The organism is Sphingosinicella sp. CPCC 101087 (assembly GCF_004151485.1).
Classification (GTDB): Bacteria; Pseudomonadota; Alphaproteobacteria; order Sphingomonadales; family Sphingomonadaceae; genus Allosphingosinicella.
Window position 1 is genome coordinate 1 of the sequence record NZ_SBFF01000002.1, and the last position, 22,245, is coordinate 22,245.

The window sequence follows — 22,245 nt, forward strand, 5'->3', positions numbered from 1 at the left end:
CCCTCCAGGGACAAAGACGCGCCGAAGTCATCCAAATGGTCGAAAACGCCGCAAACAATAGACCTAATATCGTCAGGCAGGCGTCTTAAGGTCGGTTTCTAGGACCCTGGCGGCTCCTGCCTCTGCGCTCCGGCGGGGCTGGTGGCCGTCAGGTGCTCGTCGTACCAGGCGAGGGACCGGTCCAGGAAATCCGCGATATGCTGGGTCTCGCGCATGCCATGGCCCTCGCGGGGGTAACGCAGCATGACGGCCTCGACGCCGACATCGCGCAGGGCGATGAAATATTGCTCGATCTCGGCCACGTTCACGAGCAGGTCCGCGTCGCCATGGCTAAGCAGCACCGGCGTGCGCACCCGATCGACGAATCGGATCGGAGAACGCAGCCACAGCATGTCCATGATACCGCCGGTATGCGGTTTGCCGAAATATTCCTGCTCGAGATAATCGTGATAGACGGACATGTAATTGTGGCTGACGAGGTTGGAGATGCTCGCCCAGGGTATCGCCGCCTTGAAACGCGGGGTCTGGGTGATCAGCCAGTTGGTCAGCTGGCCGCCATAGCTGCCGCCTTCCACGCCTAGCCGATCGCCGTCGAGCCACGAATGTCGGGCCAGAGCCGCGTCGACGCCCGCCAATATGTCCATCGCTTCCCCGCCATTCTGATCGCGCGCGATGAGGTTGGTGAAGCTCTGGCCGTAGCCGGTCGATCCGCGATAGTTCACCATCAGAGAAGCGTAGCCTCGGCTCGCGAGCGCCTGCGTCTTGGCCGTGAAGGCGGGGCCCTGCTGGCCATGGGGTCCGCCATGGATAACGACGATCATCGGATATTTGCGGTTCGCGTCGAAGTCGATCGGCTTGGTCAGGAAGGCCTCGATCTCCCGGTCGTCATAGGTCCGGAAGGTGAAGGACTCGACCTCGGCGATCTGCTTGCGCCCGAGCAGGTGGGCATTGAGCTCGGTGAGCTTCGCCGATCTCTCGGATCGTGCAGGGCGCAGGAGGTGAAGCTGCGGCAGGTCGCCGGGCGTCGCCATCGCAGCGATCGCGTCCCCGTTTGCCGCGACCGCGAAGCTGCCGACGGAGCCGCGCTCCGAGTCCGCCGGGCCGACCCGTTTCGCCACGCCGCCGGTTGCCGGCATTCGATAGAGGCCCACCGTGCCGCGGGATTGAACCGTCGTGTAGAGCCAGCGGCCGTCGGGCGACCAGGAAGGGGTGCCCTGAACGCTGTCCACGACCGCGCCGATCTCCTCGCGCCGGCCGGTTTCCACATCGATCGTCCAGACATGGGGTTCTTCCATGTTGGTTTCGGACGAAGTGACGGGCCGCATCAGGCCCAGGAAGGCGATCGTTCGCCCGTCAGGCGACCAGCGCGCGGCATATTCCACGCCCCGCGTCTCGGTGAGCCGCCTGACCGACTTCGTTTCCACGTCGATCGTGTAGATGTCGTAATTGTGCGTGCTATCGGGGTCCAATTCCGGGTTCGCCAGATAGAGCAAGGTGCGGCTGTCGGGTGCCCAGTCGAGCGAATGCTCGTAATTGTCGCCCTGGGTGAGTTGGGTGACTTCGCCCGTGGCGACATCGGCAACGAAGAGGTGGAGGCGCTTATTGTCGTTGAAGCGTTCCGGCCATCCGCGTGCCGGACGATACCAGTAGCGGGTGATGACGATCGGATCGGCTTCCATCGGCGGATCGGTCGCCGCGACCGCCGACACATAGGCGATCCGTCTCCCGTCCGGCGACCAGGCGAAGCCAGTACTGGCGCGCGGCAGCGGATGATTGGTGGCGTCGATGCTCGCGAAGGGTCGCGATTGCGACCCGTCGGCGTTCGCGATCACCAAGCCATTCTCGCTTCGATAGGCAACTCTCGAGCCATCGGGCGACCAGCGCGGAGATCCGCCCTCGATCCCTTCCGCGCTGCCCCATGGCCGTGAGACGCCGGTGCGGCGATCCAGCATGAAGATCCGCGTGTAAGGCGCTCCGATGCGATCCGCATGCTGTACGGTGAACAGCACCGAACGACCGTCTGGGGAGAGCTGGGGATCGGATGCGGAGCGGAGGTGAAACAGGTCTGCGCTGGTGAAGCGCGGGCCGGCCTCCGGCGGCGGCACTGGCTGTTGTGGTAGGGTGGAGACTTGCGGCGACGGCTGCGGCGCCGCCTGGCCCGGGACAGCCGCTGCGGCCTGAAACAGGACAGCGGCGAGAGCCGCGGCGTGTCGGATGTTCAGCTTGCGCCTCGTCATCGATCCCCCTCTCTGCAGCAAGTTCGTATACTTTATTCCGACAAGCGACAATGCTATTTGAAGGTCGGGGGCTATGCCCGATGGTCGCGAAGAGGGGAGCAGGCCCGAATGGTGCGCAGGCGTTTCAAGCGCGGTGGGGTCGCGGCAGCGCTGATGGCGCTGCTCGCGGGCACGGCGAGTCCGCTGGCGGCGATCGACGCCGCTCCGCCTGAGGCCGAAGCCGGAAGCCCGAGCACAGAGATACGCCTCGAGACGCGCGACTTCGCGCTTGTCCTCGATCGCACTTCGCAGACCCTGATTTCGCTCGCGCCCAAAGGGGCCGATGGGTTCGACTTTGCCCCTGCCGGGCGGCGGGCAGAGCGGCGGGGTGACGGCTATTATCATTTGGGTGACCTCGACCTGAAGCTGAGGTTCGCCGGCGATGAAGCGTGGCAGGATTTCTCGACGGCGTTTCGCCGTGCGCCGGTGCGCCCGCTCGAGGCGGGCGGAACGATCCTGGCGGCGGCGGACCTCACGCCCACTCTGGGCGCGACGATGCCGTTGCGCATCGAACGCCGCTGGGCGGCGGAGGAGGGGCGGCTCGTGCTCCGCTTCCGCCTCGTCAATCGGGCCGATCGGGCGGTCGAGATTGGCGGCCTCGGCATCCCGATGGTCTTCGACAACATCCTCACCGGACGGTCTCTGGCCGAAGCCCACGAGCAAGCGAGCTTTGCCGATCCGTATATCGGGCAGGACGCCGGTTTTCTCCAGGTGACGCGCCTCAACGGAAAGGGTCCCGTGCTGCTCGTCCTGCCGGAGCGCGGCACACCGTTCGAAGCCTACAAGCCGATCCTCGACGAGAAGGGCGCCGACGGTCGTCCAACGATGTTCAACGATGCGACCGAGCGTGCGCAGACTTTCGAGGGATTTTACGACTGGATGGTTGCCAGTCGTGCCTTCGCCGAAGACGAGTGGAGGGGCGCCCGGCAATGGAACGAGCCCACCACCTTGACGCTCGCGCCCGGCGAGACGCGCGACATCGGCCTTCGATTCGTGCTCTCCCCCTCCATTCGGGAAATCGAGGACACGTTGGTTGCTCAGGATCGACCCGTGGCGGTCGGCGTGCCGGGCTACGTGTTGCCGATGGATCTCGGGGCCGACCTCTTCCTCAATGCTCCCGAAGGCGTCCGCGCCGTCAGCAGCGAGCCGGCCGGTGCGATCGAGATCGGGCAAGCGCCGCCGGTCAACGGCTGGCGCCGCTACCGGCTGCGTGGGCGCATGTGGGGCCGGGCCAGGCTGCGAATCGATCATGAGGACGGCTCGGTGCAGACCGTCCACTATTTCGTGACCAAGCCGGCGGCGGAGGCGGTCGCGGACATGGGGCGATTCCTGACGACGCGGCAATGGTATGACGACCCGGCCGATCCCTTCGGGCGCGGCCCATCAATCATGAGCTATGACAAGGAGGCGGGCGCCATCGTCCTGCAGGATCCGCGCGCCTGGATCGCGGGGCTCAGCGACGAAGGCGGGGCCGGTTCGTGGCTTGCGGCGGTCATGAAGCAGCTCGGCGCGCCGGATCCCGAGGAGCTCGCCAAGATCGAGCGATTCGTCACCGAGACGCTCGACGGCGGCCTCCAGATCAACGAAGGCCCGAATGCCTTCGGCGTGCGAAAGAGTCTCTTCTTCCATGATCCGGAAGAGTTGCCCGAATTCGCTTACGACCCCTCCATCGACTGGAGCACATGGGCCTCATGGGACCGGGAGCAGGCCCATTCGGTCGTCCGATCGTTCAATTATGTCCATGTGGCGGCTGCCCACTGGGTGCTCTACCGGCTGGCCCGCTACCACGAAGGCCTGGTGAAGGCGCATGACTGGCAATGGTATCTGGACCGCGCCTACGAAACCGCCATCGCCATGGTCCGCCTCGCGCCCCGGTACGCACAGTTCGGACAGATGGAAGGCGACGTTTATGTCGACATCCTTCGAGACTTGCGCCGCGAGGGGATGGATCGGGAAGCTCGCGCGCTCGAATCCGTCATGCGCGCCCGTGCCGAACGCTGGGCGGCCGAGACTTATCCCTTCGGGAGCGAGATGCCGTGGGATTCGACCGGCCAGCCCGAAGTTTATGCCTGGATGCGCCATTTCGGCTACGACGAGAAAGCGGAGCTCACGCGCGAGGTGATCCTCGGCTACGACCCGACGCTTCCCCACTGGGGCTATAACGGCAATGCGCGCCGCTACTGGGACTTCGTTTACGCTGGTAAGACCAGGCGTCTGGAGCGGCAGATCCACCACTACGGATCCTCCAACAATGCCATACCCCTGTTCGATTCCTATCGCCGCGATCCGACTGACCAATATCTGCTGCGCGTCGCTTATGGCGGGCTGATGGGATCGCTTTCCAATATCGACCGCGAGGGCTTCGCCTCGGCGGCCTTTCACGCGAATCCCGACATGATGCGGTTCGACGGCTATAGCGGCGACTATGGCGTGAGCTTCTTCGGGCATGCCTATGCGACGGCATCTTACCTCGTCGACCATCCGACCTTCGGCTGGATCGGCTATGGCGGTGAAGTGGAGCGTGACGGGACCGAAGTCGGCATCGTCCCGCGGGACAGCTTCCGAAGCCGATTGTTCGTCGCGCCGGCAGGCCTCTGGCTGACGCTCGACGCGGGGAAATTCCGGCGCGTCGATTATGATGCCGCGAGCGGCCTCGTGCGCATCCACCTCGATCCGGCAGACCCGCATACGCCCAGGGCTTATTTGAACGTCGAAACGACGGCCGCCGGCAAGCGACTTTACCGGCCGGCAGGCGACCTGCCGCAAGTCCGCGGCGCTTTTGTCATCGGCCTCACTTCCTCGCCCACGACCGTCGAATTGAGGCCGACCGGGGGTGAGTCGCCAGCCGCTCCCTAGCGCGCCGGCTATCCTCTCGACATGGCGATCAGGGCGGCCAGCGCGAAGGCTGCGAGCAGGACGCTCTGGAGGAGCAGCGCCAGCATCTGGCGGGGACCGACCGCGCACAATCGCGCGAAGGAGAGTTTCGCGCCAAGCGAGGCGATGCCGATCAGCAGGCACCAGCGTGAAGCCTCGGTCAGCGCGTCGACCCCATATTGGGGGAGGAGGCCGAGCGAAGACAAGGTCGCCAAAGCGGCGAAGCTCACCAGGAAGTAAGGCAGGATCGGCACTCTTGCGGTCGAACCCCCGCCCACCCGACGCTGCGCTGCCCAGCCCACGAGGATGACGACCGGCGCAAGGCAAGCGACGCGGATCAGTTTGACGGCCGTTGCGGTCTCGCCGGCAGGATCGGAAACGCTGAAGCCTGCGCCCACCGCCTGAACGACCTCGTGCAGGGTGGCGCCTAGGAAGATTCCGATTTCCGTCGGCCCCAGGCCCAGGGCTGCGCCGAGGGCGGGATAGGCGATCATGGCCACCGTCCCGAGGATGGTCACCGCCGCGACCGTCGCGGCCACATCCTCGCTGCCGGCTTCCTTCTTCGGCAGCACGGCCGCAATCGCCAGGATGGCGGAGGCGCCGCAGATCGCGACGCCGCCGGCGGCGAGCAATGCCGGTCCGCGGCCGAGGCCGACGGCCCGCCCAAGCGGATAGCCAGCGCACAAGGTTACAGCCACGGCGCCGACGGCCAGGAAGAACGAGCCGAGTCCGAGTCCGGCGAGGTCGGCGAACGTCACCTGGACGCCAAGAAGGGCCACGCCGAGCCGAAGCACGCCCCGGCTTCCCATCTCGAGGCCCGGCTCCGCCGGTCCTCTTGTGGCAAGGCCGGCCATGGCCATGCCGAAGGCGAGGGCGAGAAACACGGACGGCAGGGCGAAAGTGCCGTCCAGCAATCGCGCCGCCCAGGCGATGGCGACGGCCAGCAACAGGCCGGGAGCGTAGCCGGCTGCCCGCCGCGCGGCGGTCGCGACCGTGCCGCTGCCGATTGCCGGGCTAGGAACGGGCGCCATGCGCCCGCCCGCCTATCTCTCTTTTGCTCGCGCCGGGGCGGCGCGCATTCATCTCAGAAGACAAGGCCGTCACGGCATTGCTCCCCGTTCGCTCGAACAGGAAGGGCAGCAGGCCGTGTACCAGGCAGGCGAGGCCGGCGCCGATCAGCCGGATTCCGAACCGCGCCGCGGCAAGCAGATGCTCCGCATAGCTCTCTCCCACCGCGGCAGGATGATCGCTAAAGGGATTTCGCATCGGCCGGCTCCTCGCTATTCTGTAGGTGGACAATAGCAGCGTGTTCGGCAGCGATCCTCCCAAAGTTGTCGCCAATCTAACCGGAACGGGAGATTCCTTTCGCCATGAGTGCAAGATCCGGAAAGCTCGATCGTCTCGACATCAGGATCCTCGATGCGCTCCAGGAAGATGCCGACCGCTCGCTCGGCGAATTGTCGGAGGCCGTCGGTCTGTCCGCCAACGCCTGCTGGAAGCGGGTCAAACGCCTCGAGGAAGCCGGCATCATCGAGCGGCGCGTTGCCCTGCTGAATCGCGACAGGCTCGGTCTCGGCGTGACGGCGCTCGTCTCCGTCAGCACGTCGCAGCATGACGAAAGCTGGCTTCAACGATTCGCGGAGGGGGTGAAGCTCATCCCCGAGGTCGTCGAATTCTACCGCATGAGCGGGCAGATCGACTATATGCTCAAGATCGTCTGCACCGACATCAGCGACTACGACCGCATCTACAAGAAGCTGATCAAGGCGGCCCCGCTCAGCGACGTCAGCGCCGCCTTCGCGATGGAGCAGATCAAGTGTACGACGCGGGTACCTCTGGACGGGCTGTAGCCCCGCCGGCGCGTCAGCGAGACTTTCTGCTCAGGCTAATACTGCATTGCCTCGGAAGGCCGGCGCAAGGCACCGGAGGCGGCGGCGATCGCTTGGGCCTGATGAGGCAGGAGTGAGGCCGAGCGACTCATTGCGATTTACCAGCTTCCTCCCTTTCGCCTTCGTCGCGCTTGAGCGGCGAAAGGACCCACAAGGTGACGATGGTGACAACCGACAGCATCACCGCGACATCCGCGCTGCCGAGGCCCACCGAGATGCCGATTGCACCGGTCACCCACAGGCTTGCCGCCGTCGCCGTCCCTTTCACCGAATCCTTGAGGCGCAGAATGGCGCCGCCGCCGATGAATCCCATGCCTGTGATCAATCCCTCGACGATCCGGGCCATCGCCTCCGGGCTGTCGACGGTCAGCGATTCCGCCGCCTGGACGAAGCCGCAGGTGGCCACCGCGACCAACGGGAAGGTGCGAAGGCCCGCGCTTCTTTCCTCGCGCTCGCGGTTCCAGCCGATCGGGAAGGCCAGGGCATAAGCGAGCGCGAGCGCGAACATATGCGGCAGCAGGCTGAAATCGTCCCTGCCGAGCAGCTCCATCACGTCGTCCATCTTCGTCCTCCCGCAGGCCCGAGAGGCAGAACGTTGTCCGCCATCCCGGTGCCCCACCCTCTACAGACCCCCTTCTGGCCTGATGCCGCCCTTTTGCCTATGCCCGTGATCAGGTCCGGACGTTGCCGGAGGAGGTGGCATGATCCGGCTCGATCCTGAGCGCGAACGGCGGAGGCGCGGCCGTTGAACGGCGACATGCTCGTCTGGATCGCTCTGGCGATGGCGATCGCCGCCGCGCTTTATTCGTCGGTCGGGCATGGCGGCGCTTCCGCCTATCTGGCGATCATGGCCCTGTTCGCGGTCGCGCCCGAGACGATGCGGCCGACGGCGCTGGCGCTCAATCTCGTCGTCTCCGGCTTTGCGGCGTTCAGCTTCGCCCGGCGCGGACAGACCAACTGGCGCCTGCTGGCCGCCTTCGCGGTCACGGCGGTTCCGGCCGCGTTTCTCGGCGGCAGCATGGAGCTCTCGCCGGGCCTCTATCGTCCGTTGATCGGCATGATGCTGCTTGCCGCGGCGGTCCGCCTGTTCTGGCAGCCCGAGCGGCTCGCCGCCCGGGCGACCCATGCGCCCCCGCTCGCGGTCAGCCTGCCGGCCGGCGCCGCGCTCGGCCTGCTCGCCGGCCTCACCGGCACCGGCGGCGGCATTTTTCTCAGCCCGCTCATCATCCTGTTCGGCTGGGAGAATGCGCGCCGAACTTCGGGCGTCGCCGCGGCCTTCATCTTCCTCAATTCCGCCGCCGGCTTGCTCGGCAACGCCGCCGGCATGCGTCACCTGCCCCCCGAGCTGCCGATCCTGGTCGGAGCCGTTGCCGCCGGCGCGGTGGTCGGCACGTGGCTTGGCGTCGCGCGGCTGCCGCGCCGACGGTTGTTGCAGGCGCTGGGTGCCGTGCTGGTCATTGCCGGCCTCAAGCTGCTGCTGCAGTGAATCGGGCGGAGCGCCTGTGCGAAGTCCAGTCGACATCAGTTGGGCCGAGTGACCGGCTGCGACTTCACCCGCGTTCGAGACCATCCGCGCCGGCTCAACGTGAGAACGTCCCACCCGTCGGTTGATGGCCTCCCGGTCCCGCGTTATAGGAGGCTGGCGGCGCGCGGCGCGGCACATCCTCCATTGCAGGCGGGTTTCCGGATGGGGGAGGGCTCCAACTCAGCGGGCGCGGCCACACATCCTGGGAAGGCGGAACGTGAACTCACAGGCGGATCTCTGGCTCGAAGCGCTGGCGATGCTCGCGGTGATCGTCGCCATTCCCTTCTACATGGGCATGGTCCATCTCGGCATCGTCGAAGTGCTCGCTTATGTCGCGGTCGGCGCGCTCTCCATGTCGGTCGGCGAGGCGCTCCAGTCGCGCGGCTTCACGGCGCTGCGCCTCGACGACCTGCTCTACGATATCGGCCTCTGGATGGTCGCGACCGCGACCCTCGGCGGCGCCGCTTACGCGGCGGCCCTGATCCTCATCTAGGCGGCGGCCGACAAGCTATCGACACCTCCCTGTGCGTCATCCTGGCTTTCCGTCAGGATGACGCATCGAGGTTCCGGCCACCCGGTCCACTACGCCTGCTGCGAGGCCACCCAGCGGTCCACTTCCTGCTCCAGGATGGTGAGCGGCAGCGCGCCCTTCAGAAGGATCTGGTGAAACGCTTTGAGATCGAACCGGTCGCCCAGCGCCTGCTCGGCCTCGCCGCGCAGCCGTAGCCAGACGGTGTGGCCGACCTTGTAGCTGCACGCCTGGCCCGGCGAGGCGCAATAGCGGTCGATCTCACGCTGCGTGCGCGGAACCGGGAAGCCGGTGGTCCGCACCATATAGTCTGTCGCCTGCTCCCGGGTCCACTGTTTGTGGTGCAGACCGGTGTCCACGACCAACCGCGCCGCGCGGAACAGCAGGGACTGGAGCATGCCGGCGCGGCCCAGCGGGTCGCCTTCATAGACTCCGAGCTCGTCGGCGAGCGATTCCGCATAGAGCGCCCAGCCCTCGGTATAGGCGCCGAACGGGCTCAGCTTGAGCAGCATCGGCGTGTCCCGGCTTTCCTGAGCCAGGCTGATCTGCAGGTGATGGCCCGGCATCGCCTCGTGATAGGTGAGCGAGGGCAGGCCGTATTTTGGCCAGTCGTGGGTGCTCTTGAGGTTGATATAATAAAGCGCCGGACGCGACAGGTCGAACGGCGCGGACTGGTAATAGCCGTTGGGGGCGCCGTCCTGGATGAATTCTGGAACGCGGACCACGCGGATCTGCGCCCGCGGTAGCGAGGCGAAGGCGCGGGGCAGGAGGGCGTCGACCTGCTCGATCTGGCGGTTGAGGTCGGCGAGCAGGGCCTCGCGGCCCTCGTCCGTATCGGGATAGAGCTGGCTGGGATCGTTGTTGAGCGTCGTCAGCTGGGCGCTGACGTCGGCGCCGGCCACGCCCTGCGCCCGCAAGATCTCGGCCAGGCGCGACTGGATGTCGGCGACCTGCGAAAGGCCGAGCTGGTGGACCTCCTCGGGACTCATGTCGGTCGTCGTCGCGGAGCGCACGGCGGAGGCATAATATTCGGCGCCCTGCGGTAGCCGCCACACGCCGGCCTGGTCGGTCGCGCGCCCGCGCAGCTCCTCGACGAGGGCGATCTGGCGATCCAGCGCCGGGTAGACCCGCTCCGTCACGATCGCCTGCGCACGTCGGGCATGGTCGCCGCCGACATTCGCCTCGCGCGCCTTGCGCTCGATCGAGGTGACGAGGATCGACTCGGCCGCCGGGACCTGGCGTAGCGCGCGCAGCTGGTCGAGCGCCGTGTCGAGGCAGAAGGACGGGGCAAAGACTCCGCGACCGGCATCCTCGCGCTGCTTCTCCGAATTCTGGTCGAGCGCGGTCTCGAAGGCCTCGAGCCGCGCCAGATAGGCGTCGGCGTCGGCGGCGTTCGCGACCCGGTGATGCTGGTCGAGGAAGTCCGGAACGTTCTGGTAGGCGCCGTCCTGCTGGCTGATCACATAAGGCGAATAGCCGATGCTGTTATTGCCGTAGTTGAAGTTGGAAAGGCCGTTGATGATATTGCTGCCGAGGAAGCCGACCGTATCGTAATGGAGCGCGCTCGCCTCGGAGAGCTGGCTGCGATCGATCGCCTTGAGCTCGCGATCATAGCCCCGGAAGGTGGCGAGGTCGCGCGCCTGGGAAGCGCTCGAATAATCGGAGAGCTCGGATCGTAGTCCCGCGCGCTCGCCCGTATCGAGGCCTAACTGAGTGGCGAATTCCGGAGAGGTCTCCATCACGTTGTAGAACATGCGCTCGAGCAGGTTTGCGAGCCGGGCGTCGGCCGTACCGGCCGTCTGTGCTGCCGCCTGGGCGAAGGCCCGCGCCGGAAGGCCGCCGGCAAAAGCGAGTGTGGTGGTCGCGCCGAGCGCGCCGATGAAGGTCCGTCTGTCCATGGAAGAATCCCGCTCCCCGAATTGAGTCGTCGATGCGGATTGCTTCCACCTCCGGCCCGCCGGCGCAAGGGCAGAAGATGGAAACGGCCCTTGCCGCGCAGCGGCGGCGGCAGATAAGGGACGGCGGTGACTGGATCGATTCACGTCGGCGTCGGTGGCTGGGACTTCGATCCCTGGCGGGGGACCTTCTATCCTCCGGGCCTGCCGAAGACGAAGCAGCTCGAATATTCAGGCGCTCATCTGACCGCGACGGAAATCAACGCCACCTTCTACAAGCTGCAGTCGCCCGAGCTGTTCGAACGCTGGGGCAAGGCGGTGCCGGACGGCTTCAAATTTGCGATCAAGGCCTCGCGCTTCTGCACCAACCGCAAGGTCCTGGGCGATGCCGGCGAGGCGATCGGCCGGTTCGTCGCTCAAGGCTTCACCAACCTTGGTGACAAACTGGGCCCGATCCTCTGGCAGCTCGCGCACACCAAGCGCTTCGATCCCGATGAGATCGGCGCCTTTCTCGCTTTGCTTCCCGCCAGCCAGGACGGAGTTGCGCTTCGGCATGCGCTGGAGGTGCGGCACGAGACCTTCCGCAATCCCGAATTCGTCGCCATCGCCAAGGCAGCGGGAGTCGCGATCGTCTTCGCCGATCACGAGACCTATCCGCAGATCGCCGATCTCACCTCGGATTTCGTCTATGCCCGGTTGCAGCGCACGCGCGAGGACGAGCCGGCCGGCTATTCCGGGACCGAACTGGACCGTTGGGCCCGGACCTTGCGCGGCTGGGCGGACGGCGAAGCGCCGCCGGGCCTAGATTATGCCGGAGATTCGTCCGCACCCAAGCAACCGCGTGAAGTCTTCGCCTTCGTCATCAGCGGTGCCAAGGTCCGCAACCCTCTCGCGGCGCAGGGCCTGATCGAGCGGGTGGGAGGCGGCGCGCCTTGACCGCTTTCGATTCCGCCGTCGAGGCGAAGACGTTGCTGGAAGGGTTGGGAGTCGATTCGACCGCCGGCACCTGGGAATCGCGCTCGCCGATCGACGGCGGACCGATCGGCCGTGTCGACGCCGCCGACGGCGAGGCGGTCGCGGCCGCGATCGGCCGCGCGCACGAGGCTTTCCTCCAATGGCGGCTGGTGCCGCCTCCCCGCCGCGGCGAGCTCGTACGGTTGTTCGGCGAGACGCTGCGCGAGGAGAAAGCGGCGCTGGGGCGGTTGGTCAGCCTCGAGGCGGGCAAGATCCTCCAGGAGGGCCTCGGCGAGGTCCAGGAGATGATCGACATTTGCGACTTCGCAGTCGGCCTGTCCCGTCAACTCTATGGTCTCACCATCGCCACCGAACGGCCCGGCCACCGGATGATGGAGACCTGGCATCCGCTCGGCGTCGTCGGGGTGATCTCGGCCTTCAATTTTCCGGTCGCGGTCTGGGCATGGAACGCCTGTCTCGCTCTGGTCTGCGGCGACAGCCTCGTCTGGAAGCCGTCGGAGAAGACGCCGCTCACCGCCGCGGCGGTGGGGGCCCTGTTCCGCCGCGCCGCCGAGCGTTTCGGCGATGCGCCCGCCGGCCTGCTCGAGGTCGTGCACGGTGGACGCGAGACGGGTGGGGCCCTGGTGGACGATCCGCGCGTGGCACTGGTTTCGGCGACCGGCTCGACGCGGATGGGCCGCGAAGTCGGCCCCCGCGTCGCCGCCCGCTTCGGCCGGACCCTGCTCGAGTTGGGCGGGAATAATGGCATGGTCGTCACCCCCTCGGCCGATCTCGAGCTCGCCGAGCGCGCCATCGCCTTCGCCGCCGTCGGCACGGCCGGTCAACGCTGCACCTCGCTGCGGCGCCTGATCGTCCATGACGATATCAAGGACGCGCTGCTCGCCCGGCTGAAGCGGATCTGGTCGGGCATCCCGGTTGGCAATCCGCTCGACCCGGGCGTGCTGGTCGGACCCCTGATCGACCGCATGGCCTTCGAGGCGATGGAGAAGGTCCTTGCGGAGGCGCGAGCGCAGGGTGGCATCGTCACTGGCGGCGAGCGCCTTCACGCCGAGAGCTGGCCCGACGCTTATTATGTCCGGCCGGCTCTGGTCGAGATGGCGGGCCAGTCCGACGTGGTGATGCGCGAAACTTTCGCGCCGATCCTCTACGTCCTCGGCTTTCGCGAGCTGGACGAGGCGATCGCCCTTCACAATGCGGTGCCGCAGGGCCTTGCCTCGGCGATCTTCACCACGGATTTGCGCGAAGCGGAGCTGTTCCTGTCGGCCGCCGGATCCGATTGCGGGATCGCCAACGTCAATATCGGCCCGTCGGGTGCGGAGATCGGCGGCGCATTCGGCGGAGAGAAGGAGACGGGCGGTGGCCGCGAAAGCGGATCCGACGCGTGGCGCGCCTATATGCGACGCGCCACGAACACGATCAATTATGGTCGCGACCTGCCCCTCGCCCAGGGAATCGAATTCTCGCTCCCCGTCGCCTGAAGGGTCGTCCGGCCTGCTCTGACCGCTGCTCCGACCGGGTACCCGGGCATAACCACCTGTTTTGAACGCCTTTTCAGGCCGGTCCTGAAGTCGGCTTCGCAGCAGGCGATCCGATCTACTGTTGATCGAGGTTCTGAGCGATTTGTTAACCGCGCACCTGCTATTTCCCCGGCCCTCGGGGAGAACGAGGTGGGTTACTCGCGCAAGATTGGTCCGCCAATCGTGTCTGCAGCTGTCGCGACGCTCGTCCTGACGAACTTTGCGACCGTCACTGTCGTGCGCGACGGCGCCCGCCAGGGGCTCGAGCTGTTCGACACGATCTGGCCAATCGCGCTGACGTCCGCGGTCGCGGTCATTCTCGTCATGTCGCTCCTTCACCGTTCGCTCGTGGAGCTGGTCCAGGAACTGGAGCATCGCGAGGCCGCCGCCCAGCATCTGGCCCTTCACGATCAGCTGACGAGCCTCGCCAACCGCGCGTTGCTGGAGGATCGTCTCGGCCAGGCGCTGACCCGATATCGCCGAACGGGCGAGCAGGTCGCTCTGCTGATGCTGGACCTCGACCGGTTCAAGCAGGTCAACGATACGCTTGGGCACAATGCCGGGGACCGGCTTGTCCAGGAAGTCGGCGAACGCCTCCGTTCTCTGGTTCGCGAGACCGACACCGTCGCCCGGATCGGCGGCGACGAGTTTGCGATCGTGCAGATCAGCCCCAAGGGTGAGGCCGACATTCGTCGCCTGTGCGAGAGGATCATCGAGGTCATCCGCAAGCCCTTCGTGATCGGCGATCGCGAGGCGCGAGTCGGGGTCAGCATCGGCGCGGTCTTCGCCAGCCGTGAGGTATTCGAAGCCTCCGAGCTGCTGCGCAAGGCCGACATCACCATGTACCGCGCGAAGGCGGCCGGCCGCGACTGCTTCCGCATTTTCACCGAGGCGATGGACGCCGACGTCCAGCGAAGAGACCAGATCGAGAGCAGCCTGCGCACAGAGCTTCGCGACGGCTCTGGGCTGCACCTCCATTTCCAGCCGATCGTCGACAGCGGCGGTGCGCCGGTCGGACTGGAAGGACTGCTGCGCTGGAATCATGCGATTCTGGGGGCGCTGCCGCCCGCCGAAGTCATTCCGATCGCCGAGGAATGCGGCATCATCGACGAGATCGGCCTGATCGCCTTTCGCGAGGCCTGCCGCGTCGCGCGGCGCTGGCCCGACCTGGTTGTCGCGGTCAACCTTTCGCCGGTGCAGTTTCGGGGGGCGGCGCTGCCCGCGACGCTGCGGCGCATCGCCGGCGAGGAGGAGGTCGATCCCACCCAGCTCGAGCTCGAAATCACCGAAGGCCTGTTCATCGAGCACGGGACGCTCTGCGCCCAGGCGATGCAGGAGATGCGCCGAGCGGGCTTCCGGATCGTCCTCGACGATTTCGGCACCGGCTATTCCTCGCTGAGCTGTCTGCGCACCTTTCCGGTCGACAAGATCAAGCTCGACCACAGCTTCATCGACCTGGCCGAGCGGGATCAGAGCGTCGCCATCATTCGCGCCGCCGCGACACTGGGACATGCCATGGGCCTCGAGGTCGTGGCCGAAGGGATTTCCTGCGCCGAGGAGGAGCAGATCGCGCTCGAGGCTGGCTGCGATGCCCTTCAGGGCTATCATTACGCCGCCGCCATGCCGGCCGACGAGATTGCCGCCTGGCTCGAGGCCCGGCGCTCGTCCGCCATCTCCGACGCGGCCTGATCGCCATAGGGCGATCTCCTCCCCTGGAGTCGAGCGGAAGGCGGGCCGCAACCGGATCTCAGGCGGCGGACGCGGCTATCTTGAACCTCCATCCGACTCGGATTCGCTTCCGGCCGGGTCCACCGCCAGCAAGCGGAATTTCGGGCCATGCTCGCGGCAATCCCATGCAGGCATTATCGCGCAATTTTATGCGCAACCCGTGCCGGCCCATGGACAACCGGGCCGTGCGTCCACCGGCCTTCAACGAAATTACGCCGCGTTCATTCCTGCATCAGAGCGTCGTTCCCAGTCGCCTGCCGCGTCACTTCGTGGCCGGACATGGCCAGCTTCTCGGCCAGATAGCGGGCGAGTTCGTGCCGTGCGTGCTCGCGCTTGACCTGGTCCCGTGCCTCTCCGGTGCGGGTCCAAAGGTCTCGGAGCAGCCCGGGCCGGCGCTGTCCTACGACAGTGAGCCAGATGGCGATCGATTTGGAAAGCTCGTCGACGGAGACGGTGATACGCGAATCGGACATGCGGAACATATAACGAACAACATCGGGCCGAGCCACCGCCGTGACCAGCAGGGCTCGGCCTGCTGCCGCCGCAAGAAGGCGCGCGGTTGCGCCTAGTCCTTCTCTACCTGGCTTACGTCCCGTACCGCGCCGCGCGCCGCGTTGGTGGTGAGCGCGGCATAGGCGCGGAGCGCCGGAGAGACGTTGCGCTTGCGGCCGAAGGGCTTCCAGGCCTTGCTGCCTCGCGCGACCATCTCGTCACGGCGCGCCGCGAGTTCGGCTTCGTCCACGTCGAGCCTGATGATGCGATTCGGGATGTCGATCAGGATGGGGTCACCCGTCTTCGCCAAAGCGATGAGTCCGCCTTCGGCAGCCTCCGGCGAGACATGGCCGATGGAGAGGCCCGACGTGCCGCCGGAGAAGCGCCCGTCCGTGACGAGGGCGCAGGCTTTTCCCAGGCCCTTCGATTTCAGGTAGCTGGTCGGATAGAGCATTTCCTGCATGCCCGGCCCGCCCTTCGGCCCCTCATAGCGGATGACCACCACGTCGCCTGCCTTCACCTCGTTGCCGAGAATGCCGGCGACAGCGGCGTCCTGGCTCTCGTAGACGCGTGCGGTTCCGCGAAAGGTCAGGATGCTCTCGTCCACGCCCGCGGTCTTCACGATGCAGCCCTCGGGAGCGATGTTGCCGTACAGCACCGCGAGGCCGCCATCCTTGGAGAAGGGATGCGCCGCCGCGCGGATGACGCCGGCCTCCCGGTCGAGATCTAGCTCCTTCCAGCGGTTGTTCTGGCTGAATGCGACGGTGGTGCGGACACCTCCCGGCGCGGCCTTGTAGAATTGGCGGACGCTCTCGCTTTCGGTGCGGACGATGTCCCAGCGCTCGAGCGCGTCACCCAGCGTCTTCGAATGAACGGTCGGCAGGTTGGCATCGACCAGACCCGCGCGCTCCAACTCGCCGAGAATGGCCATGATGCCGCCGGCGCGGTGGACGTCCTCCATGTGGACGTCCTGCTTGGCCGGCGCGACCTTGCACAGGCAGGGCACCCGACGCGAGAGCCGGTCGATGTCCGCCATGGTGAAGCCGATATCGCCTTCATGGGCCGCGGCGAGCAGGTGCAGCACCGTGTTCGTGGAACCGCCCATGGCGATGTCGAGGCTCATCGCATTTTCGAATGCCGCGAAGCTCGCGATGCTGCGCGGCAGAGCGGAGGCATCCTCCTGCTCGTACCAGCGCCGGGCAAGATCGACGATCGTGTGCCCCGCCTCGCGGAACAGCTTCTCGCGGTCGGCATGGGTGGCGAGGACGGAGCCGTTGCCGGGCAGCGAAAGGCCGAGCGCCTCGGTCAGGCAGTTCATGCTGTTCGCGGTGAACATACCGGAGCAGGAGCCGCAGGTCGGGCAGGCCGCCCGCTCGATCACCCCCACCTCTTCGTCGGTGTAGCTGTCGTCGGCGGCGGCGACCATGGCATCCACGAGGTCGAGGGCGACGGTCTGGCCCTGAATGTCTGCCTTGCCTGCTTCCATCGGCCCGCCCGAGACGAAGACGGTCGGGATGTTGAGGCGCATCGACGCCATCAGCATGCCCGGCGTGATCTTGTCGCAGTTGGAGATGCACAAGAGCGCATCGGCGCAATGCGCGTTGGCCATATATTCGACGCTGTCCGCGATCAGGTCGCGGCTGGGCAGCGAATAGAGCATGCCGTCATGGCCCATGGCGATGCCGTCATCGACGGCGATGGTGTTGAATTCCTTGGCAACTCCGCCCGCGGCCTCGATCTCACGCGCGACGAGCTGGCCGAGGTCCTTGAGGTGGACGTGGCCAGGCACGAACTGCGTGAAGCTGTTGGCGATGGCGATGATCGGCTTGCCGAAATCCTCGTCCGTCATGCCTGTGGCGCGCCACAGGCCGCGCGCGCCGGCCATGTTGCGGCCGTGGGTGCTGGTGCGTGAACGATAGTGAGGCACGGCCTGTCCTTGCAAAATGGCGACTGCTCCACGAGCCTTACCGATTTGGGATTGAGTTGAGAAATATATTATAGATGGAGTAGAAGGTCGCAGGGCATATCAGATGGACTTGCGCCAGCTTCGCCATTTCCTCGCGGTCGCGGAGACGCTCCATTTCGGGCGGGCCGCGGACCTTCTGGGCATGACCCAACCGCCGCTCAGTCAGTCGATCATGGCACTGGAACGCGAGCTCGGCGCGGCGCTGTTCACGCGGTCCAGGCGCAGCGTCGCGCTGACGGCCTTCGGTCGGCAGTGGCTGGAACATGTCCGCCCGGCGGTGGAGAAGGTTGCGGAGCTGCCGGACATCGCGCGTCGCCTGCGGGACGGAAGGGCGGGACGGCTTGCCCTCTCGTTCGTCAGCACGGCGGACTACAGCGTGCTGCCGCGGCTGGTCCAAAGCTATTCGGCGGCTTTCCCCGACGTCGAGGTCACCCTTGTCGAAGCGACCAGCGACGTGCAGATCGAAGCGCTGCTCGGCGGCCGCTTCGATGCTGGCATCCTGATCTCCACCCGGCCTGCCTTGCCGGCGCCGCTCGACTATCGGCCGCTGCTGCGCGAACCGCTCGTCGCCGCCGTCCCGGAAGCCTGGATCGGGGAAGGCCGCCTGTCCATGGCCGGCGAGAGCCTTCAAGGCGACGACTGGATGGATCAACCGCTCATCATCTTCCCTTCACGCGTGTCGCCGGCCTTCCACGATCTCGTGCTGGGATTCTACCGTTCCAGGGGACGCCAGCCGGTCATCCGGCAGGAGGCCATCCAGATGCAGACCATCATCAGCCTGGTCTCCGCCGGCATGGGCCTGGCGCTGGTTCCGGCCTCGCTCCGGCATCTCGCCCGAACGGGAGTGCGCTATGTCGGTCTCGCCTCGGAGCCGCCCTGCCTCGAGACGGGACTCGCCTGGCGGAAGGCGGATGACAGCGCGACTTTGTCCTCGTTGATCGCCATAGCCGAGGCGCAACGGTAGACGCCTCCGGCCGATCGCGGTCATCTCTACATTTGGATCTGGGTCCTAGGCGATAAAGCCGCGCGCCACGACCTTTCGTGCCAGCAGGGCGCTCGGGATGCTGCCGATGACGCAGCCGATCGCGCTCCCGCAGATCAGGCCCATGAGCCCCCACCGCGCGCCGAACCATGCGCCGAGAATGCTGGCGGCGATGGTCACCCAGCTCATCCAGCTGAGCCGTCTCACTTCCGGCGCGGTTCCACAGGCGACCACGGCCGATTGAGGCACGCTTTCGAGGAGCTTCGCGATGCCGTTGAGGCAGGCGGCGAATAGTATCGGTCGTTCCAGCTCATACCGGCCGTCGGTCAGAACCCATGCAACGGTGGGCGCCAGGGCGACGACGAGCACCGACGCGATCAGCAATGTCGCGGCCAGGGACTTTCCCTCGGCGATCAGCAGGCCGAAGCGGGCCGACCTCTCGGAGGCGGCACGAAGTCTTGGGACGAGCGCGAAGCTCGAGCCGGACCGCAGCAGCCTGAACGGGAAGATCGCCACCGAGGCGATGACGGCAAAGGTCGCGAGCGCTTCATAGTCCAGGACATGCGGGATCACGAAACGCTCGATCTGCACGAGCAGCGCCCCGGCCGCGGCGGCCACCATCAGTGACAGCGCTTCTCCGCGCGGAACGATGTCCTGGTCCGCTCCATCCACGCGGCCATGTCTCATAAGAGCGGCCCAGGTCAGGGCGGCAGCGACAGCAGCGGCGCCGGCCAGGATGATCAAGGGCGTTACCGCCGACGCCAACGGAAGGGCGAAGCCCAGCACGCCCGCAATGAGGAGCGACCAGCTCGCCACGTTGGTCGCCCCGAGAGGAAGCGCGGCCCAGCCATGTCGCCGAAGGCCCATTCCCGCGGCCATGGCCATCCCGCCGCCCAGGATTGCGGTACCAAGGGATATCGTAAAGCCGAGTGCAGGCCCATAGATGGCGGACGTGGCGAGGCAGGCGAAGACCGCGACAAGGCTGCATGAGGCGAGTACGCGCAGCAGCAAGCGAGGTCCAGGATCCAGGCGACGCCGTAGCAGCACCTGATCGACGCCTAGCGGGGCAAGCCAGATGAACAGGTTGTAGACGGCGATGGCGAGCGCGAGCTGGCCGAATTCGGCGGCGGGCAGTTCGCGGGCAAGGAGAAGATTGCCGAAGGTGAAGGCGGCGCCCGCGAAGGCGAAGCCCAGGCTGGCGCCCACCGACTTGGATCGGATCAGCGACAGCATCTATCGACCTGCGGGAGCGGGTGAATGATCACGCAGAGCGGTCCGCAATCCTGGCACGAAGATAAGGACATCGGGCGCCTCTAGGTGAGTGCCGCCAGCGATACAGATGGAAACCTTCCACGCCCGGGCCGGTCGGCTGGGCGAAATCTTCGATGGCGCGGGTTACGTCCGGGGGGACGGCGTAGTGAACGCCCCATCGCTCATTCGGCACCAAGATTGCGCCATCCGGATAGCAGGCCGCAATTTCTGCCAGCAGGGCGCCACTGCCGACGACGCGGCGGCCGGTTCGAAAGTCACGCCCGAACTCCACCGCCGGCACGATGTCGCTGATGCGGCTTCGATTTATCAGCAGATCGAATGTTCCGAGATAGTGGACTGCCCGAAGGTCGTCGGCGACTACGAACAATGAAGGATTGCCGATCGCGTTGCGCAACTCGCTTGATGCGCCCTGCCACGGCCAATCGGGGGGCGGCGAAACGAGGCTTGCGGGCCGTATGGCTGCTTGATGCGCATCGACCGCGATTCGCTTCACGCTGCGCGCGATCGACCAGTTGCCGGCTATGGCGGCAAAAGCGACGAGCCCGAGCAGGACAGTCGTGACGATCGGACGCGCGGAAAGGGAAATCGTCGCCCGACCCATCCTGTCCATCGCTGCCGATCGCGACGCGACGAGCCGGGAAAGTGCCGATAGCATCAGATCGGTAGCGATCGCCGCAAGGACGAAAAAGAAGGGCAGGGCGTAAAGAAGATAACGGAAGCTCTTCATCCCCGCCAGCGAATGCGCGATGAATGGGACCGCAATGAGCGCAAGGCAGAAATAGCCTGCCCGCAGCCGACGCAACACAACGAATCCAACCGACGCGAGCGCAAGCACGGTCAGGATCGGCATTCGCGTGACGAAATTGCGCGCATAAAAGAGAATATCGTTCCGGTGCTCCTCGGCCCACAGCGAGGTTTGGCGAAACTCGCTCGCCAGGGGCGATGCGACCCCGAGGGCAACCAGGGCGAATAGGAGCGCGATGGCCGCCACGACCAGCAGGGACCGGAAGCGCCTTTCCGACATGGCCGACATGGCGGCGGGACGGGTCAGGACATAGCCGACGACGAACAGGCCCAACCCTGCCAAGTGGATGAGGGTCGTCACCTGCAGATGCAATGCGGCGACATAGCAGACGGCGGCACCAAGCAGGCGGAGGACGGAAGGCCCGAGCGGGCGCCCGGAACAGAGTGCTCCATATGTGGCGGTGGCGCCCAGCCAGATCAGGAGCGCGTGCAAGGTGTAGAATCGGGCGAATTGAGATTGCTCGATGGCGCTATCCGCAAAGCAGAGCATCAGCGCGGCGAGCCATGCCGTCCGCAGGTTGACGTTTATTGCCGTCCAATGGAACATGATCGGGACGAGCAAGGCTCCGGCGAGAAGTGCGGGAAGCCGCGCCACGAACATGCCGGCCTCGCCAAAAACGAGGAATGTGAGACCGGTAAGCGCCGTATAGCCGGCTGCGCGAGGGTAGGCGCCGTCGAGAATCGCGAGGCTGCCGTCATCGGCCCAGGATTGGCCGGCAAGTAGATGATAGAACTCATCCACGTGAACGGGCATGCTCCCATTCCCCAGCAGGCGGACGAGCAGAGCGATGAGAAAGAGAGCGAACGTCTGATAGGCCAGTGCCCGCCCGCCCGAGGCCGGGGCAGGCATGTCGCGAGGGTGCCGCATCACCCTAACGTACCTGCTCGTACGCACCGGACCCGCGCCTGCCACGACGATCAAGCTGCACAGGCCGAGCTTCACACATGATCCACATGCCCGGCATGCCCCGACAGAGATTCGTCGGCTCATTGTGCCACAAAGCTCTTGCATTCAAACAGCGGGTTTGACGGCTGGGCTGGTCCGTTGCCCGTGGCCGGCCTGTCTTGGCCCGCGACCTGAACAAGAATGCGTGCTGCCAAGCTTGCCGGCCGACCGGTCCGTGGAGAGGCCCTAGCAGAGCACGGCCGGTCGGCGCTCTCCGGTTTCCCGCGCGGACCTCATCTCAACGAGTCATCTCTAAAATGGCACAGCTCCCCGAAATCCGCCCCTATTTTGGGGTTCGATACGAATTGACAGGCAAGATCGTCCTGCGATACGAGCGGCAAATATCGGTCATCTCGATAGGACCCCTGTCGGCCTTTTGGCAGGAACTGAACTGTTGAGAGGCGAAGTCGCTAAGCATCAATTATTTCGAATCACTGTGGAGTGTCCGCAGAAATAAGAGGGTTGCTCCAGAATGATGGGCGCAGCACTCGATAGTCTTGTTGCAGTTATTTGAGAACTGCATTTACGATTCTTTACATTTCATAGCGAACCATCGCCGTCACAAAGGGTTATAG

The 22,245-nt window shown here is 65.9% G+C and carries 17 protein-coding genes; 8 read left to right on the forward strand and 9 right to left on the reverse strand.

Annotated elements, in window-relative coordinates; all coding sequences use genetic code 11:
• Positions 1 to 98: 98 nt before the first annotated feature.
• A complete protein-coding gene (locus EKM57_RS03280; RefSeq protein WP_129791064.1) occupies positions 99 to 2,237 on the reverse strand; it encodes a S9 family peptidase in 2,139 nt (712 codons plus the stop codon).
• A 108-nt stretch (positions 2,238 to 2,345) separates the two neighbouring features.
• Between EKM57_RS03280 and EKM57_RS03285 the strand changes: the two genes are divergently transcribed.
• Positions 2,346 to 5,132 (forward strand): DUF5695 domain-containing protein, encoded by a 2,787-nt coding sequence (locus tag EKM57_RS03285; RefSeq protein WP_129791065.1) that lies wholly within the window; start codon positions 2,346 to 2,348, stop codon positions 5,130 to 5,132.
• An 8-nt stretch (positions 5,133 to 5,140) separates the two neighbouring features.
• On the opposite strand, the gene EKM57_RS03290 is transcribed toward EKM57_RS03285, so the two are convergent.
• Together EKM57_RS03290 and EKM57_RS03295 are read right to left on the reverse strand one after the other, a co-directional pair.
• On the reverse strand, positions 5,141 to 6,181 hold the full coding sequence (locus tag EKM57_RS03290; protein ID WP_129791066.1) for a YeiH family protein: 1,041 nt from the start codon (positions 6,179 to 6,181) through the stop codon (positions 5,141 to 5,143).
• Complete coding sequence (locus EKM57_RS03295) at positions 6,165 to 6,416, reverse strand: DUF6356 family protein (RefSeq protein ID WP_129791067.1); 252 nt, start codon at positions 6,414 to 6,416, stop codon at positions 6,165 to 6,167. The genes EKM57_RS03290 and EKM57_RS03295 overlap by 17 nt, the downstream gene beginning before the upstream one ends.
• Before the next feature lie 104 nt (positions 6,417 to 6,520).
• On the opposite strand from EKM57_RS03295, the gene EKM57_RS03300 reads away from it, so the two are divergent.
• The gene (locus EKM57_RS03300; RefSeq protein ID WP_129791068.1) at positions 6,521 to 7,000 is read left to right on the forward strand and encodes an Lrp/AsnC family transcriptional regulator; all 480 of its coding nucleotides are present in this window, start codon (positions 6,521 to 6,523) and stop codon (positions 6,998 to 7,000) included.
• 127 nt (positions 7,001 to 7,127) lie between these two features.
• Here EKM57_RS03300 and EKM57_RS03305 read toward each other — a convergent pair whose 3' ends face one another.
• Positions 7,128 to 7,601, reverse strand: coding sequence for an MgtC/SapB family protein (locus tag EKM57_RS03305; RefSeq protein ID WP_129791069.1), 474 nt, complete (start codon positions 7,599 to 7,601; stop codon positions 7,128 to 7,130).
• 183 nt (positions 7,602 to 7,784) lie between these two features.
• On the opposite strand from EKM57_RS03305, the gene EKM57_RS03310 reads away from it, so the two are divergent.
• Positions 7,785 to 8,525, forward strand: coding sequence for a sulfite exporter TauE/SafE family protein (locus EKM57_RS03310; RefSeq protein ID WP_206185282.1), 741 nt, complete (start codon positions 7,785 to 7,787; stop codon positions 8,523 to 8,525).
• 256 nt (positions 8,526 to 8,781) lie between these two features.
• Complete coding sequence (locus tag EKM57_RS03315) at positions 8,782 to 9,057, forward strand: hypothetical protein (RefSeq protein WP_129791070.1); 276 nt, start codon at positions 8,782 to 8,784, stop codon at positions 9,055 to 9,057.
• A gap of 89 nt (positions 9,058 to 9,146) precedes the next feature.
• On the opposite strand, the gene EKM57_RS03320 is transcribed toward EKM57_RS03315, so the two are convergent.
• Positions 9,147 to 10,991, reverse strand: coding sequence for a DUF885 family protein (locus tag EKM57_RS03320; protein WP_129791071.1), 1,845 nt, complete (start codon positions 10,989 to 10,991; stop codon positions 9,147 to 9,149).
• Between the two features lie 126 nt (positions 10,992 to 11,117).
• On the opposite strand from EKM57_RS03320, the gene EKM57_RS03325 reads away from it, so the two are divergent.
• The 3 genes from EKM57_RS03325 (at position 11,118) to EKM57_RS03335 (ending at position 15,169) form a co-directional block, all read left to right on the forward strand.
• Complete coding sequence (locus EKM57_RS03325; protein ID WP_129791072.1) at positions 11,118 to 11,924, forward strand: DUF72 domain-containing protein; 807 nt, start codon at positions 11,118 to 11,120, stop codon at positions 11,922 to 11,924.
• On the forward strand, positions 11,921 to 13,441 hold the full coding sequence (locus tag EKM57_RS03330; protein WP_206185283.1) for an aldehyde dehydrogenase family protein: 1,521 nt from the start codon (positions 11,921 to 11,923) through the stop codon (positions 13,439 to 13,441). The genes EKM57_RS03325 and EKM57_RS03330 overlap by 4 nt, the downstream gene beginning before the upstream one ends.
• A gap of 222 nt (positions 13,442 to 13,663) precedes the next feature.
• Positions 13,664 to 15,169 (forward strand): bifunctional diguanylate cyclase/phosphodiesterase, encoded by a 1,506-nt coding sequence (locus tag EKM57_RS03335; RefSeq protein ID WP_129791073.1) that lies wholly within the window; start codon positions 13,664 to 13,666, stop codon positions 15,167 to 15,169.
• A gap of 260 nt (positions 15,170 to 15,429) precedes the next feature.
• On the opposite strand, the gene EKM57_RS03340 is transcribed toward EKM57_RS03335, so the two are convergent.
• Together EKM57_RS03340 and ilvD are read right to left on the reverse strand one after the other, a co-directional pair.
• On the reverse strand, positions 15,430 to 15,681 hold the full coding sequence (locus tag EKM57_RS03340; RefSeq protein ID WP_129791074.1) for a hypothetical protein: 252 nt from the start codon (positions 15,679 to 15,681) through the stop codon (positions 15,430 to 15,432).
• A gap of 92 nt (positions 15,682 to 15,773) precedes the next feature.
• Complete coding sequence (gene ilvD / locus EKM57_RS03345) at positions 15,774 to 17,627, reverse strand: dihydroxy-acid dehydratase (RefSeq protein ID WP_129791075.1); 1,854 nt, start codon at positions 17,625 to 17,627, stop codon at positions 15,774 to 15,776.
• Positions 17,628 to 17,730: 103 nt separating this feature from the next.
• Here ilvD and EKM57_RS03350 point away from each other — a divergent pair, with 103 nt between their 5' ends.
• A complete protein-coding gene (locus EKM57_RS03350; RefSeq protein ID WP_129791076.1) occupies positions 17,731 to 18,630 on the forward strand; it encodes a LysR family transcriptional regulator in 900 nt (299 codons plus the stop codon).
• 45 nt (positions 18,631 to 18,675) lie between these two features.
• Here the strand turns inward: EKM57_RS03350 and EKM57_RS03355 are convergent, their stop codons facing one another.
• Positions 18,676 to 19,881: a hypothetical protein gene (locus EKM57_RS03355; RefSeq protein WP_129791077.1), complete on the reverse strand. Its 1,206-nt coding sequence runs from the start codon at positions 19,879 to 19,881 to the stop codon at positions 18,676 to 18,678.
• Positions 19,882 to 19,909: 28 nt separating this feature from the next.
• Positions 19,910 to 21,619, reverse strand: a complete 1,710-nt coding sequence (locus tag EKM57_RS03360) for a hypothetical protein (RefSeq protein WP_165357159.1) — start codon at positions 21,617 to 21,619, stop codon at positions 19,910 to 19,912.
• Positions 21,620 to 22,245: the final 626 nt, after the last annotated feature.